The sequence below is a fragment of the Nocardioides sp. HDW12B genome (assembly GCF_011299595.1).
In the GTDB taxonomy this organism is placed as follows: domain Bacteria; phylum Actinomycetota; class Actinomycetes; order Propionibacteriales; family Nocardioidaceae; genus Marmoricola_A.
Window position 1 is genome coordinate 1,037,113 of the sequence record NZ_CP049867.1, and the last position, 15,337, is coordinate 1,052,449.

Annotated in this window: 10 protein-coding genes; 9 read left to right on the forward strand and 1 reads right to left on the reverse strand. The window is 72.3% G+C overall.

The window, feature by feature from the left end:
* Positions 1-222: 222 nt before the first annotated feature.
* From G7072_RS04980 to G7072_RS05010, 7 genes are all read left to right on the forward strand, one after another.
* On the forward strand, positions 223-1,248 hold the full coding sequence (locus tag G7072_RS04980) for a rod shape-determining protein (RefSeq protein WP_206063287.1): 1,026 nt from the start codon (positions 223-225) through the stop codon (positions 1,246-1,248).
* 2 nt (positions 1,249-1,250) lie between these two features.
* On the forward strand, positions 1,251-2,153 hold the full coding sequence (gene mreC, locus G7072_RS04985) for a rod shape-determining protein MreC (RefSeq protein ID WP_240917152.1): 903 nt from the start codon (positions 1,251-1,253) through the stop codon (positions 2,151-2,153).
* Entirely contained in the window at positions 2,153-2,677 is a 525-nt protein-coding gene (mreD, locus tag G7072_RS04990) for a rod shape-determining protein MreD (RefSeq protein ID WP_166084527.1), read from the forward strand. Before mreC ends, mreD begins: the two co-directional genes overlap by 1 nt.
* Before the next feature lie 42 nt (positions 2,678-2,719).
* Positions 2,720-4,903, forward strand: a complete 2,184-nt coding sequence (gene mrdA, locus G7072_RS04995; protein WP_166084528.1) for a penicillin-binding protein 2 — start codon at positions 2,720-2,722, stop codon at positions 4,901-4,903.
* Positions 4,903-6,156, forward strand: a complete 1,254-nt coding sequence (gene rodA / locus G7072_RS05000; RefSeq protein WP_166089696.1) for a rod shape-determining protein RodA — start codon at positions 4,903-4,905, stop codon at positions 6,154-6,156. Before mrdA ends, rodA begins: the two co-directional genes overlap by 1 nt.
* Positions 6,157-6,263: 107 nt before the next feature.
* Positions 6,264-8,243, forward strand: a complete 1,980-nt coding sequence (locus G7072_RS05005; RefSeq protein ID WP_166084529.1) for a TIGR03960 family B12-binding radical SAM protein — start codon at positions 6,264-6,266, stop codon at positions 8,241-8,243.
* Between the two features lie 117 nt (positions 8,244-8,360).
* Positions 8,361-9,329, forward strand: coding sequence for a DUF6454 family protein (locus G7072_RS05010; RefSeq protein WP_240917153.1), 969 nt, complete (start codon positions 8,361-8,363; stop codon positions 9,327-9,329).
* Positions 9,330-9,369: 40 nt separating this feature from the next.
* Here the strand turns inward: G7072_RS05010 and G7072_RS05015 are convergent, their stop codons facing one another.
* The gene (locus G7072_RS05015; RefSeq protein ID WP_240917154.1) at positions 9,370-10,596 is read right to left on the reverse strand and encodes an MFS transporter; all 1,227 of its coding nucleotides are present in this window, start codon (positions 10,594-10,596) and stop codon (positions 9,370-9,372) included.
* Between the two features lie 54 nt (positions 10,597-10,650).
* Here G7072_RS05015 and G7072_RS05020 point away from each other — a divergent pair, with 54 nt between their 5' ends.
* The gene (locus tag G7072_RS05020) at positions 10,651-11,391 is read left to right on the forward strand and encodes a TIGR03936 family radical SAM-associated protein (protein WP_166084530.1); all 741 of its coding nucleotides are present in this window, start codon (positions 10,651-10,653) and stop codon (positions 11,389-11,391) included.
* Between the two features lie 204 nt (positions 11,392-11,595).
* Positions 11,596-15,324, forward strand: a complete 3,729-nt coding sequence (locus G7072_RS05025; protein WP_166084531.1) for an Rne/Rng family ribonuclease — start codon at positions 11,596-11,598, stop codon at positions 15,322-15,324.
* Positions 15,325-15,337 lie beyond the last annotated feature (13 nt).

Consider the following 15,337-nt stretch of genomic DNA (forward strand, 5'->3'; position numbering starts at 1 on the left):
TCTTTGCAAACACTTCTTTGTGGTTGCGTCGGTTTCCCACGGGATGTCGGGAAACTGGCACTCCCCATGGCGTCGGCACCGTGGGGAGTGCCAGTTCGGCTGCATACCGTGGGAAACCGGCAGCGGGCCGAGCCGCTCGCGCCGCGTGTCCTCCCGGGCGGGAGGCGTCGCGATGCCTACGCTGCTCAAGACACTGGTGTGACGAAAGTGGCGGACGCAACGATGGCGAACAGCTTCATCGGACGGGACATGGCCGTTGACCTGGGGACGGCGAACACCCTGGTCTACGTGCGGGGCAAGGGCGTGCTGCTCGACGAGCCGAGCGTGGTCGCGCTCAACTCGAGCACGGGCGAGATCCTCGCCGTCGGCCACGAGGCGAAGCGGATGCTCGGGCGCACGCCCGACAACATCACCGCGCTGCGCCCGCTCCAGGACGGCGTGATCGCCGACTTCGACTCCACCGAGCAGATGCTCCGGTTCTTCATCCAGCAGGTGCACCGCCGCCGCTACTTCGCCAAGCCCCGCCTGGTGATCTGCGTGCCGAGCGCCATCACCGCGGTCGAGCAGCGCGCAGTGAAGGAGGCCGGCTACCAGGCCGGTGCCCGCCGGGTCTACATCATCGAGGAGCCCATGGCCGCCGCCATCGGCGCCGGGCTCCCCGTCCACGAGGCCACCGGCAACATGGTCGTCGACGTCGGCGGCGGCACCACCGAGGTCGCGGTGATCTCGCTGGGCGGCATCGTCACCAGCCTCAGCGTCCGCACCGCCGGCGACGACATCGACCAGGCGATCATCGCGTGGATGAAGAAGGAGCACTCCCTGATGCTGGGGGAGCGCACCGCCGAGGAGATCAAGATGACCCTCGGCACGGCCTTCCCGCTCACCAAGGAGCCCGAGGCCGAGATCCGCGGTCGCGACATGGTCACCGGGCTGCCCAAGACGATCGTGGTCTCCAGCGTCGAGGTGCGCCACGCCATCGAGGAGCCGCTGCACGACATCGTCGACGCGGTGCGCGCCACCCTCGACCAGACCCCGCCCGAGCTCGCCGGCGACATCATGGACCGCGGCGTGGTCCTGACCGGTGGAGGGGCGCTGCTCCGCGGGCTCGACGAGCGGCTGCGCCACGAGACCGGCATGCCCGTCCACGTGGCCGAGGAGCCGCTGCACTCGGTCGCCCTGGGCGCCGGCAAGTGCGTCGAGGAGTTCGAAGCGCTCCAGCAGGTCCTCGTCTCCGAGCCGCGGCGGTAGTCGTGGCCCTCAAGGACTCCCGCTCGGGTGCCGGACGGTCGGTGGTGGCCGTGCTGGCGCTGGCCTGCGTCACCACGATGGTCGTCGACTATCAGGGCCAGGACGACTCGCCGTTCCAGCCGGTGCGGCGCGGCATCGGCGACCTCCTCGCCCCGGCGCAGGAGGGCACCGCCGTGGTGGCGCGCCCGCTGCACGACATCCCCGGCTTCTTCGAGTCCAGCAAGGACCTCCGCGCCGACGTCGCGCGTCTCGAGGCCGAGAACGCCAACCTCCGCGGCCAGGTCGCCACGACCTCCGAGGTGCGCTACCGCGCCGCCGAGCTCGACGGGCTGCTGGCCGCCTCCCGCACGGCCGACCTCGCCCTGGTCCCGGCCCGGGTGGTCGCGATGGGACCGGCCCAGGCCTTCTCCCACACCGTCACCATCGACGCCGGCACCAGCTCCGGCGTCCACGCCGACATGACCGTCATCAACAACGCCGGGCTGGTCGGGCGCGTGCTCCACGCCAGCCGCAGCACGGCGACGATCCTGCTGGTGGTGGACGAGGCCTCCGTGGTCGGGGCCCGGCTGGGCTCCAACGCCGAGGTGGGCTTCCTGCGCGGCCGCGGCGAGATCGACGGCGACACCCGCCTCGACCTCGACCTCGTCGACAACTCCGAGACGCCGGGCGAGGACGACGTCGTCGTCACGTGGGGCAGCCGCAGCGGCGGACCGTACGTCGCCGGCATCCCGATCGGGTCCGTCGGCTCGGTCTACTCCAGCCCGCGCGAGCAGTCCAAGCACGCCGTCATCACGCCGTTCGTCGACTTCTCCTCCCTCGACCTCGTCGGGGTGGTCGTCGACGGTGACACCCAGGGGGACCGTCCGGTGATCCGCGCCGGCGAGGTCCCGGAGGAGGACCGCTGATGCCTGTCGTCCGCGCCGCCCTGTTCACCGTGCTGCTGCTCGCGGCCGTGGTGCTGCAGACCGCGTTCTTCCCGTACTTCGCCCTCGACGGCGTCACGCCCGACGTGGTGCTCATCGTCGTGGTGGCCGCCGGCCTCACCCGCGGGCCGGAGTTCGCCGCGGTCCTCGGCTTCTTCGGGGGCCTGCTCATCGACCTCGCACCGCCGGCCGAGCACGTCGCCGGCCGGTGGGCGCTGGCGCTCATGGTGGTCGGCTACCTCGCCGGCAAGGTGCGCCCCGAGGCCGGGCGCTCCGCGCTGGCGGCGCTGGCGACGGTGGGGGCGGCGTCCTTCGTCGGCACCTCGATCTTCGCGCTGTCCGGGCTGCTCATGATCGAGCCGTCGGTCACCGCCGGGGAGGCGCTGCGCGTCATTCCGATCGCCCTGCTCCTCGACCTCCTGCTCGCGCCGTTCGTGCTGCCGCCGGCCCTGCGGATCTTCCGCCGGGTCCAGCCACGGCAGGTCGCCTACGAGCGGCGCGCATGACCCGGTCGACGACTCGAGCGGACACGCGCTGACATGGCCATCATGAGCGGGCTCACCGCACTTCGCGCCGACCCCTCGCGCGCAGCCCGGCCCACCTCGGGCCTGCGGGCCGCCGTGAAGGGGCAGCTGCGCATCCGCGTGATCATGGCGCTCGTCCTGGCGCTGTTCCTCACCCTCTTCGGCCGGCTGTGGTACCTCCAGGTCCTCGACGGCGAGGCCTACCAGGCCAAGGCCGCCGACCAGTCGGTCCGCGAGATCGTGGTGCAGCCCGCGCGCGGCCTCATCGTCGACGACATGGGCCGACCGCTGGTCGCCAACCGCACCTCCTGGGTCGTCACCATCGACCGCACGCTGCTCGGCAAGCTCGACGAGCCGGTGCAGAAGCGGCTGCTGCGCCGCATCGCCGGCGCCGTCGACCGGCCCTACGCCGCGATCCGCGAGCGCACGCTGCTGTGCGGGGAGCCCGGCTCCATGGCCGGCACCTGCTGGAACGGCTCGCCCTACCAGCCGGTCCCGGTCGCCAAGGACATCGAGCAGCAGACCGCGATCTCGATCATGGAGCAGAACGAGGACTTCCCTGCCGTCCTGGTCGAGAACCAGACGGTGCGCTCCTACCCGGCGCCCTACGGCATCAACGCCGCCCACCTGCTGGGCTACCTCAGCCCCATCACCGAGGGCGAGCTGGACCGGGCCGAGAAGTCCGAGGACGCCTCGGTCCACGGTGCCTCCGTGGTCGGTCGCGCCGGCCTCGAGAAGGCCTACGACCGCTACCTGCGCGGCTACCCCGGCTACAAGCAGGTCGCGGTGGACTCGGTCGGTCGCGTCCTGGGCGACTCCGGCGAGGTCCAGGGCAGGGTCGGGGACACCCTGGTCACCTCGATCGACTCCCGGGTCCAGGCCGTCGTCGAGCAGCAGCTCGCGCAGACCATCAAGACCGCCCGCGCCACCGTCGACGAGGTCACGGGCCGGCCCTACGTCGCCGACTCCGGCGCCGCCGTCGTGATGGAGGCGGACACCGGTCGCATCGTCGCGATGGCCAGCCAGCCGACGTACGACCCGAAGCTGTGGGTGGGCGGCATCCGCGAGTCCGAGCTGCAGCGCCTCTACTCACAAGCCTCCGGCACCCCGCTGCTGTCGCGCGCCACCCAGGGCCAGTTCGCGCCCGGCTCCACCTGGAAGCCGTTCATGACCGCCGGCGCCCTGGGCGACGGCTACACCCAGAGCACCTCGCTCAACTGCTCCTCGTCGCTGCAGGTGGGCAATCGCCCCTTCAAGAACTACGAGTCCGGGGCCTACGGCTACATCGGCTTCCAGAAGGCGCTCGAAGTCTCGTGCAACACCTTCTTCTACCGGATCGGGCTGAACTTCTGGCAGAAGTACGGCTCCGACGTCGCCGACGTCGACGCCAAGGACCCGCTGGTCGAGGAGGCCAAGGAGTTCGGCTTCGGCTCGACCACGGGGATCGACATCCCCGGTGAGGCGAGCGGTCGCATCGCCGACCGGAAGTGGAAGCTCGAGTACTACAAGACGATGAAGGACTACTACTGCAAGGTGGGCAAGGAGCCGGGCTACGACTTCCTGCACCGCTTCGCGCGCGAGTTCTGCGTCGAGGGCTTCGCCTACCGGGCCGGCGACGCGGTCAACTTCGCCATCGGCCAGGGCGACACCGTGGTGACGCCGCTGCAGCTCGCGCGTGCGTACGGCGCCCTGTCGAACGGCGGCACGCTCTACGAGCCCAGCGTCGGCAAGGCGATCGTCGACCCGGCCGGCGAGGTCGTCAAGCAGATCGAGCCGAAGGTGCAGGCGAAGGTCGACGTGCCGCAGAGCGACCTCGACTTCATCGACGCCGGCCTGCGCAACGTCGCCGCCTCGAGCACCGGCACCATGAACTGGCGGCTGCTGGAGTTCCCGCTCGGGCAGGTGCCGATCCGCGCCAAGACCGGCTCGGCGGAGGTCTACGGCAAGCAGTCGACGTCGTGGGTTGCGTCGTACACGAAGGACTACGTCGTGGTGATGATGGTGTCCCAGGGCGGCACCGGCTCGGGCACCTCGGGTCCGGCGATCCGCAAGATCTACGAGACCCTGTACGGCGTCAAGGGCATGTCCGTGAAGCCCGCCGAGGCCGCCATCCCGGGCGTGACCCCGCCGGCGAGGCTGCCGGTGTTCGCCGAGGACGGCTCGATCCTGCCGCCCTCGACCGACGCCGTGGCGAAGGGCGGTTCGTGATGGCCCTCCTCGCCCCCGGTCGTCCTTCCTCCGGCTCCCGCAACCGCACCCCGCTGGCGCGCCCGCGCACCATCCGCACCGAGTCGAGCCTGGCCCGCGTCCCGCGCCTGGACTGGCTCCTGCTCGTGGCGACCGCGGCCCTGCTGGCGCTGGGCACGATGCTGGTCTGGTCGGCGACCGCCGAGCGTGACGTGCTCACCGGCGGCGACTCGACGGCCTTCCTGCGGCGCCACCTGGTCAACATCGCCATCGGCGTGGTGCTGGCCGTGCTGGTCGCCGCCACCGAGCACCGCTGGGTGCGCATCCTCGCCCCGCCGGTGTACGTCGCCTCCCTCGTCGGGCTGCTGCTCGTGCTCGTCATGGGCTCGACCATCAACGGCTCCCGGTCGTGGATCGTGATCGCCGGCATGTCCATCCAGCCGGCCGAGTTCGCCAAGCTCTCGGTCGTCATCGGCATGGCCCTCGTCGTCGCCGAGCGCACCGAGGGGTCGTGGCGCCAGCGCGAGGTCCGCCACCTCGACGTCCTCGGCATGCTGGCGGTGGCGTCCGTGCCCGCCGTGCTGATCCTGCTCCAGCCCGACCTCGGCACCGTGCTGGTGCTGCTGGCCACCGTCTTCGGGGTCATCGCGGTCTCCGGCGCCCCGCGCCGCTGGCTGTGGATGCTGCTGGGCGGCGGGGTGCTCGTCAGCGCCGCGGCCGTCCGCTTCGGACTGCTGAAGGCCTACCAGATCGACCGGTTCATGGCCTTCACGAACCCGGCCCTCGACCCGCAGGGTGCGGGCTACAACACCGAGCAGGCGCGCATCGCGATCGGCAACGGCGGCGTCTTCGGCCAGGGCCTGTTCAACGGCTCGCAGACCCGCTCGGGCTTCGTGCCCGAGCAGCAGACGGACTTCATCTTCACGGTCGCGGGGGAGGAGCTCGGCCTCGTCGGCGCCGCCGTGATCATCGGCCTGCTCGCGCTGCTGCTGTGGCGGGCCTTCGTGATCGCCGCGCAGGCCCAGGACCTCTTCGGTCGTCTGGCAGCGGCCGGGGTGGCGTGCTGGTTCGCCTTCCAGTCCTTCCAGAACATCGGGATGTGCCTGGGGATCATGCCGGTCACCGGCGTACCCCTGCCGCTGGTGTCCTACGGCGGCACGTCGATGTTCGCCACCCTGATGGCCGTCGGCCTGCTGCTCAACATCCACCTGCGCACCCAGCGCGCGATGGGCCTCGGCATGTCGCGCACCGGGGTCAACCGCTCCCGCTCCTGACCGACCCCCGGCCGCGGGTGGCCGGTCCGGCTCGCGGGTTGGGGTCCGGTGCGCTCGGCGGCGTACCCTGGGCCGGTCCACCGCCCCCGACCGCGAGGTTCCCCGCCATGACTGCGACCGCCGCCCACGCGACGGCTCCCGCGTCCGTCTTCCCCCTGCTGGAGCCGGTGCTGCCCACGGTGCAGAAGCCGATCCAGTACGTCGGCGGCGAGCTGAACGCGACGCCGAAGGAGTGGGGGAGCAGCGAGGTCCGGTGGGCGCTGATGTACCCCGACGCCTACGAGGTCGGCCTGCCCAACCAGGGCATCCAGATCCTCTACGAAGTGCTCAACGAGCGGGACTGGATCCTCGCCGAGCGCACCTACGCGGTGTGGCAGGACCTCGAGGCGAAGATGCGCGAGCACGGCATCCCGCAGTTCACCGTCGACCAGCACCGCCCGGTGCGCGCCTTCGACGTCCTCGGCGTCTCCTTCGCCACCGAGCTGGGCTACACCAACCTGCTGACCGCCCTCGACCTGGCCGGGATCCCGCTGCACGCGGTGGACCGCACCGACGAGGACCCGATCGTGCTGGCCGGCGGCCACTCGGCGTTCAACCCCGAGCCGATGGCGGACTTCATCGACGCTGCCGTGCTCGGCGACGGCGAGGAGGTCGTCCTGGCGATCTCCGAGGTGATCCGGGAGTGGAAGGCCGAGGGCTGCCCCGGCCTGGACGGACGGACCCCCCGCGACGAGCTGCTCTTCCGCCTCGCTGCCTCCGGCGGCGTCTACGTGCCGAAGTTCTACGACGTGACCTACCTGCCCGACGGTCGGATCGCGGCCGTCACGCCGCGTCGCGAGCCCTCGCTGGCCGGTGTGCCGTGGCGGATCCGCAAGCACACGCTGATGGACCTCGACTCCTGGCCCTACCCGCGCAACCCGCTGGTGCCGCTGGCCGAGACCGTCCACGAGCGCTTCTCGGTCGAGATCTTCCGCGGCTGCACGCGCGGCTGCCGCTTCTGCCAGGCCGGCATGATCACCCGTCCCGTCCGGGAGCGCTCGATCGAGACGGTCGGCGACATGGTCGAGAACGGCATCCGCAAGTCCGGCTTCGAGGAGGTCGGCCTGCTGTCGCTCTCCAGCGCCGACCACACCGAGATCGGCGAGATCGCCACCGGGTTGGCCGACCGCTACGAGGGCAGCAACGTCTCGCTCTCGCTGCCGTCGACGCGCGTGGACGCCTTCAACATCACCCTCGCCAACGAGTTCTCCCGCAACGGCCGTCGGTCCGGGCTGACCTTCGCCCCCGAGGGCGGCTCGGAGCGGATGCGCAAGGTCATCAACAAGGCGGTGACCGAGGAGGACCTGATCCGTACCGTCTCCACGGCGTACGCCAACGGCTGGCGGCAGGTGAAGCTCTACTTCATGTGCGGGCTGCCGACCGAGGAGGACGAGGACGTCCTCGGCATCGGCGACCTCGCGAAGAAGGTCATCGCCGAGGGCCGCCAGGTCTCCGGGCGCAACGACATCCGCTGCACCGTGTCGATCGGCGGGTTCGTGCCCAAGCCGCACACGCCGTTCCAGTGGGCGGCGCAGCTCGACTGGGAGACGACCGACGAGCGGCTCAAGAAGCTGCGCGACAGTGTCCGCGACGACAAGAAGTTCGCCCGGGCCATCGGCTTCCGCTACCACGACGGCCGCCCCGGCATCATCGAGGGCCTGCTCTCGCGCGGCGACCGCCGGGTGGGCGCCGTCATCGAGAAGGTCTGGCGCGACGGCGGCCGCTTCGACGGCTGGAGCGAGCACTTCAGCTTCGACCGCTGGGCTGACGCGTGCGTGGACGCGCTCGACGGCACCGGCGTCGACCTCGCGTGGTTCACCACGCGAGAGCGTTCCTACGACGAGGTGCTGCCCTGGGACCACCTCGACGCCGGGCTCGACCGCGACTGGCTGTGGGAGGACTGGCAGGACGCCCTCGACCCCGACAGCGCCGAGATCGACGACTGCCGCTGGACCCCCTGCTACGACTGCGGGGTCTGTCCCGAGATGAGCACCGAGATCCAGATCGGCCCCACCGGCCAGAAGCTGCTGCCCCTCAGCGTCGTCTGACCCGCCAGCCGGCCGCGGGCCCGTCGGCGTGACCGTTCGCCCGGCGTTCACCGAGGGGTTGCGCCGACGTGCGGCCGGGTGCCTACGGTGCCGGGGAACCCGACCCGAGGAGCCACCGTGACCGCACAGATCCGTCGCCTCGCCGCCATCGGCTGCACCACCGTCCTGGTCTCCGGCCTGACCGCCTCCGCCGTCGCCCGGCCGCCTGCGCCGAAGGACGACACCCTCGCCCGGGCGTTCGAGAACGTCTCGCGCAGCACGACCTGGACGAAGACAGGCTCGCTGCGCCTCGACTTCAACACCCACCACCCGCAGGCGATGGAGGTCGTGGGCGACCGGACCTACCTGTCCTCGGTCGAGATCACCGAGGCGCCGGAGAAGTACCCCGAGCCGGTCGGCGGCTACGACCGCACCCCGGGCAAGGGCGTCGGGCACCTGTTCGTGCTCGACCGCGAGGGCAACCTCCTCGAGGACGTGGTCCTCGGTGAGGGCGACATGTACCACCCCGGTGGCCTGGACGTGGACCGCGACGGGGGCATCTGGCTGCCCGTGGCGGAGTACCGCCCCGACAGCCGGGCGATCGTCTACAAGGTCGACCCGCGCACCTTCGAGGCGACCGAGATGTTCACCGTCGACGACCACGTCGGTGGGGTCGTCCGCGACCAGGTCACCGGTCGCGTCGTCGGGCAGTCGTGGGGCTCGCGGCGCTTCTACGAGTGGACCCCCGACGGCCGGCAGAAGGCGCGCTGGCTGAACGACAGCCACGTCGTGGACTACCAGGACTGCGAGTACGTCGCTTCCCGCAAGGCTCTCTGCTCCGGGGTCGCGGGCCTGCCCGCCCAGCCCGGCGCCGGTACGCCGTACGAGCTGGGTGGGTTCGCGCTCCTCGACCTCCGCAGCCGCACGATCCTGCACGAGGTGCCGACCCAGCTGTGGTCGACCGCCGGCCACGTGGTGACCCGCAACCCCACGGACATCGACGCCGCCGGCAGCAGGCTCACGATGTACGCCGCTCCCGACGACTTCGGCGAGGGCAACGACACCGAGCTGCTCACCTACGAGGCGACCGTCACGCCGCTGCGCTGACGGGGGCCTGACGGGCCGCCCGGCTCCGACGCAGGCAGGGTCAGGTACGACGAGCCAGCTCGTCCTCGAGGTAGCGGGGACGGGCGGCCATCAGCCCGAGCACCATCTGGGGCACCAGCAGCGCGGCGAGGAAGACGATCGGGACGTCCCAGCCGCCGGTGGCCGCGTAGATGATGCCGATGCCGAACGGGCCGATCGCCGAGAACAGGTAGCCCACCGACTGGGTGAACCCGGACAGCGCAGCCGTGCCCTGCGGCGTCCGGGAGCGCAGCCCGATCATGGTCAGCGCCAGCGGGAAGCAGGCGCCCCCGACCCCGATCAGCAGCGCCCAGAACCACGCCAGGTCGGCCCGGAAGACGAACAGGCCGAGGTAGCCGAGCCCGTAGGTGCTCACCAGGACCACCACGATCGCGCGCTGGTCGGGCCGTCGTCCGGCCAGCCACGGCACGAGCAGCGAGGTCGGGATGCTCGCCCCGGCCAGCACGCCGACGAGCAGCCCGGCGGTGGCGGCGCTGTAGCCGCTGTCGCGGAAGAGCTGGGCGAACCAGCCGAACGTCGCGTACGCCTGCACCGACTGCAGCCCGAAGAACGCCGCCATGGTCCAGCCGAGCCGGGTGCGGGCGACGTCGCTCCAGCCGACGTTGCCCTCGCCGTGGCGCGCCAGGGTGGCGGTGCGGTCGAGGCGCCAGAGCAGGAACCACGGCAGCGCGGCCACGGCCGCCAGCACCGCCCACGCGCCGAGGCCGACACGCCAGGACGAGTCGGCCAGCAGGTGCGTGAACGGCACGGTCAGGGTGAATCCAGCCGTCAGCCCGATGGCCAGTGCCGTCGTGTAGACGGCCGTCATCACGCCGATGCGGTCGGGGAAGTGGCGCTTGACCAGTGACGGCATCAGCACGTTGGTGGTCGCCATCGCGGACAGGCTCAGGAACGACAGCGCGAGGAAGACCGCGGCGGAGTCGGTCAGCGCTCGCCCCGACAGCCCGAGCACCAGCACCACGAGCGCCACCAGGGTCACCCGGTGGGGTCCGAACCGGGCGGCCAGCGCGGGGGACAGCGCCCCCACGGTGGAGAAGGCCAGCACGGGGAGCGTGGTCAGCAGTCCGGCCCCGGCGCCCCCCAGGCCGAGGGCGGTCGACACCTCGTCGAGGACCGGCCCGACGCTCACCGCGGCCGGGCGCAGGTTGAACGAGACCATCACGATCGCGGCGAGGACGAGGAGACCGCCCCCCGTTCTCTGGGTCGGGCGGGTCGCGGTCGAGGTCACCGGACCATCCTCTCCCGCGGGACCGCGGACCAACCGCCGGTAGGCTGGTCGATCGTGCGTGACCAGCCCCAGCAGCAGCCACCCCCCGTCCAGCGCCTCCGTGTGCGCTACGCCAAGCGCGGCCGGTTGCGCTTCACCAGCCACCGCGACTTCTCGCGCGCCTTCGAGCGCGCGCTGGTGCGCGCCCGGGTGCCGATGGCCTACTCCTCCGGCTTCAACCCCCACCCCCGGATCTCGTACGCCGGGGCAGCGCCGACGGGGTCCGCCAGCGAGGCGGAGTACCTCGAGATCGGGCTCGCCCAGGTGGTGGACCCCGAGGAGATGCGCCAGGCCCTCGACGCCGCCCTGCCCCCGGGCCTCGACGTGCTGGAGGTGCGACCGTCCGCCGGAGGCTCGCTCGCCGACCTGCTCCAGGCCAGCATCTGGCGGCTGAGCCTCCCCGGCGTCGCCGAGGACGAGGCGAGCCGGGCCGCCGAGGCCTTCCTCGCGGCTCCGGAGATCTCGGTCGAGCGGATGACGAAGCGCGGGCTGCGTACCTTCGACGCCCGCGGTGCGGTCGCCGCGCTGGCCGTCGTGGAGTCGGGGTCCTCGGAGGGGGAGTGTGCGATACTCCAGGTGGTCTTGCGGCACGGCGTGCCGTCCGTCAGACCCGACGACGTCCTCGCCGGTCTGCGCGAGGTCTCGGGACTCCAGGCCGGAGCCGCTGCCACGTTCGAGCGGGTGGCCCAGGGGACTTGGGACGCTCAGGCCGGCACAGTGGGCGACCCGTTGGTGCTCGACCGCGACGCGGTGTGAGTCGGATGGTGACAGCTCCGGCCCGCTGACGCCGTTGACCGCGGTCAGGCTCGACAGGTCTCCTCTGACGCAACGCCGGTGGGCGTCGCCGCTGCTCCACTGCCCGTGGCGCACCACCGAAGACTTGCGCTGGACCGGTCGAGGCCGGGACGGCGACCGACACGCTCGTGAGCCGCGTGAAGCGGCATCGCGACGAGGAGAACGATGCTCGAGGAGCACACCGACCAGACCAACCCCGCCGACGAGTCCTCCGGGACCTCGGCACCGCCGGACCCCGGCGCTCCGGCCGCCGCCAGCGACACCGCCGGCAGCGACACGTCCGGCAGCGACACCGCTGCGGGTGACACCTCCGATGCGCCGGCACCGGCCAAGAAGGCCGCGCGGGCGCGCAAGAGCACCCCGCGCACCCGCACGACCAAGAAGGCCGCCTCCGACACGCCGGACGGGGCCGTCGAGGCGCCCGCCGACAGCCCGGTCGACGCCGACCAGGCACCTGTGCCCGACCCGGCCGCCCCGGCCAAGAAGACCGCAGCGAAGCGGACCGCGAAGAAGACCACCAGCCGCACCACGAACAAGGCCGCCGCGGCTCCCGCCGACGCCGCGTCCGGCCCGGCTGGCGACGGCCCGGTCGTCGACCCGGCCGCCCCGGAGCCGGCAGGGGCGCCCGTCCCGCTGTTCCAGGCCCCGGAGGCGCCCGCCGCCCCGGCCAAGCGCGCCAGCCGCCGTACGACGAAGAAGGCCGCCCCGGCCGCGGAGGCTGCTGAGACCACCGCGACCGACGCGTCGGGTGAGGCCGGCCGCACCGAGGGACAGGCGGGGGAGTCGGCCGACGCCGCCCCGGCCAAGAAGGCCACGGCCAAGAAGACGGCCAAGCGCTCCCCGCGCGCGACCAAGAAGACCGCAGCCGCCCCCACGGCGGCCGACGGCTCCGGGAGCGACGCGGCTGCGCAGGACGCCGACAGCGTCGCGGCCGCCGAGTCCGCTCCGGAGGCGCTGGAGGTCGATGCCGAGGTCGACGGCGACCTCGAGGCCGTCGGCACCGCTGACGCCGAGGGCGTCGCGGACGAGAGCGCGGCCTCGGACGACGCCGACGCGTCGGACGACTCCGACGACTCCGACGACGCCGACTCCGACGACACCGACGACACCGACGACACCGACGACACCGACTCCGACGACGACGGCGACGGCGACTCCGACGAGAACCGCGAGGGCTCACCGCGGCGTCGCCGACGCCGCGGCGGACGCCGTCGGCGCAAGGGCTCCGGCGGCGGTGGCTCGAACGGCGGCGACGCCGACGGTGACCGTGACGACCGCGCGTCGAACGACGGCGACCAGGACGACCAGCAGGGCGAAGGACGTCAGCAGGGCGGGCAGGGCGGGCAGGGCGGCCGCGGCGGCAAGGGTGGTCGCGGCAACCAGGGCAACCAGTCCAACCAGGGCAAGAACCGCGACGACTCCGACTCCGGGTCCGACGACCAGGACAGCTCGACCGGGCCGTCCGACGGCGAGGACCGCTCCGGCGGGGACGGCGACAGCAACAGCAGCCGGCGTCGGCGTCGGCGACGTCGCTCCGGCGAGGGCGGCGACGACGGCGGGGACGACCCCGAGAACACCGTCACGCGTGTCCGCAAGGCCCGCAGCGCCGAGGACGAGATCACCAGCTTCTCCGGGTCGACCCGGCTCGAGGCCAAGAAGCAGCGCCGGCGCGAGGGCCGCGAGGCCGGCCGGCGTCGGGCCCCCATCATCAGCGAGGCCGAGTTCCTGGCCCGCCGCGAGGCGGTCGACCGCACCATGGTCATCCGCCAGCGCGACGACCTGACCCAGATCGCGGTGCTCGAGGACAAGGTGCTCGTCGAGCACTACGTGGCCCGCGAGTCGCAGACGTCGCTGATCGGCAACGTCTACCTCGGTCGCGTCCAGAACGTGCTGCCGAGCATGGAGGCTGCCTTCGTCGACATCGGCAAGGGCCGCAACGCCGTGCTCTACGCCGGCGAGGTCAACTGGGAGGCCCTCGGCGCCAAGGACGGCAACCAGCGCAAGATCGAGCAGGTCCTCAAGCCGGGGCAGGCGGTGCTGGTGCAGGTCACCAAGGACCCGATCGGGCACAAGGGCGCCCGCCTCACCAGCCAGATCAGCCTGCCCGGCCGGTTCCTGGTCTACGTGCCCGCCGGCAGCACCTCCGGCATCTCGCGCAAGCTCCCCGAGGGCGAGCGCAACCGCCTCAAGACGCTGCTCAAGGAGATCGTCCCGGACACCGCCGGCGTCATCGTGCGCACGGCCGCAGAGGGGGCCAGCGAGGACGAGCTGACCCACGACGTCGCCCGCCTCAAGGCGCGCTGGGAGGACATCGAGAAGAAGGTCGAGACCAGCAAGTCGGGCAAGTCGCCCGAGCTGCTGTACGGCGAGCCCGACCTGACCCTCAAGGTCGTCCGTGACCTGTTCACCGAGGACTTCGGCAAGCTCGTCATCTCCGGCGACCAGGCCTGGGAGATGGTCCAGAGCTACGTCGACCAGGTCGCCCCCGACCTCGCCGACCGGCTGGAGCGACACGACGACAGCGCCGGCGACGCGTTCAGCGACCACCGCATCGATGAGCAGATCGCCAAGGCCCTCGAGCGCAAGGTCTGGCTGCCCTCCGGCGGCTCCCTGGTGATCGACCGCACCGAGGCGATGACTGTCGTCGACGTCAACACGGGCAAGTTCACCGGCTCGGGCGGCAACCTCGAGGAGACGGTCACCAAGAACAACCTCGAGGCGGCCGAGGAGATCGTGCGGCAGCTCCGCCTGCGGGACATCGGCGGCATCATCGTCGTCGACTTCATCGACATGGTGCTCGAGAGCAACCGCGACCTGGTGCTGCGCCGCCTCATCGAGTGCCTGGGACGCGACCGCACCCGCCACCAGGTGGCCGAGGTGACCTCCCTCGGACTGGTCCAGATGACGCGCAAGCGGATCGGGACCGGGCTGCTGGAGGCGTTCAGCGAGAACTGCGAGCACTGCAGCGGCCGCGGCCTGGTGCTCCACCCGGAGCCGGTCGAGTCGCGCCGCAAGCCCGCCGACGACGAGCCCCGCAAGGGCCGGCGCTCGCGCGGTCGCGGGCGCGACGACGACGACAACGGCTCGGGCAACGGCTCGTCCGGGTCCTCGGGATCCCGCAGCGGGTCGGGTGGAGGCCGTGGCGACCAGCGCGGCGACTCCTCGCGTGGCTCCTCCGGGCGCGACGACGAGGGGTCGGCACAGACCCCGCGGCGCCCCACGCCGGCGGAGTTCGCGGCGATGGCCCGGGCGGAGAAGGCCGAGCGCGACGCCGACCAGACCGGACCGTCGACCTCGGCCGACGCCACGACCGGGACCACCAGCGAAGCCTCGAGCGAGACGTCCTCGGTGAGCAGCCCGCAGGTCAGCCAGCCCCAGGACCCGTCCTCCGACGGGACCGACGCGACTGATCCGGCGGACACCCCGACGAGCAGCCCGGCCGACGCCGGGGCAGCGGCCGAGGCCACGCCGGAGGCCGTCGAGGGCACGGTCGACGAGGCCGTCACCGGTGCAGCACCGGGATCGGGACCGGGGTCGACCCCCGGGTCGGTCACGGACACCGAGCCCGCGGCGACGGCACCGGCCACGGCGGAGACGGCGGCACCCGGCAGGGAGCCCGAGACCGTGGGGACAGCCCCCGAGGCCCTGGACGCGACCCCGGACGCCCCGGTTGCACCCGTGGCTCCGCCGGCCCCGCCGGCGGCTCCCCGCATCGTGACCTCGACCCGACGGATCGGGGCCCGCCGGGCCGCCGGACCGCCGGCGGCGAGCACCGTGGCGGCCACCGACGGCGCGGCTTCCGGTGAGCCGACGGAGGCCGCGGAGGGCTCCGAGACCGAGGAGTCGAGCACCGCCCACGTGCCCGTGAAGAAGAAGGGCACGCGCAAGCGGTGACACCCGGAGGTGC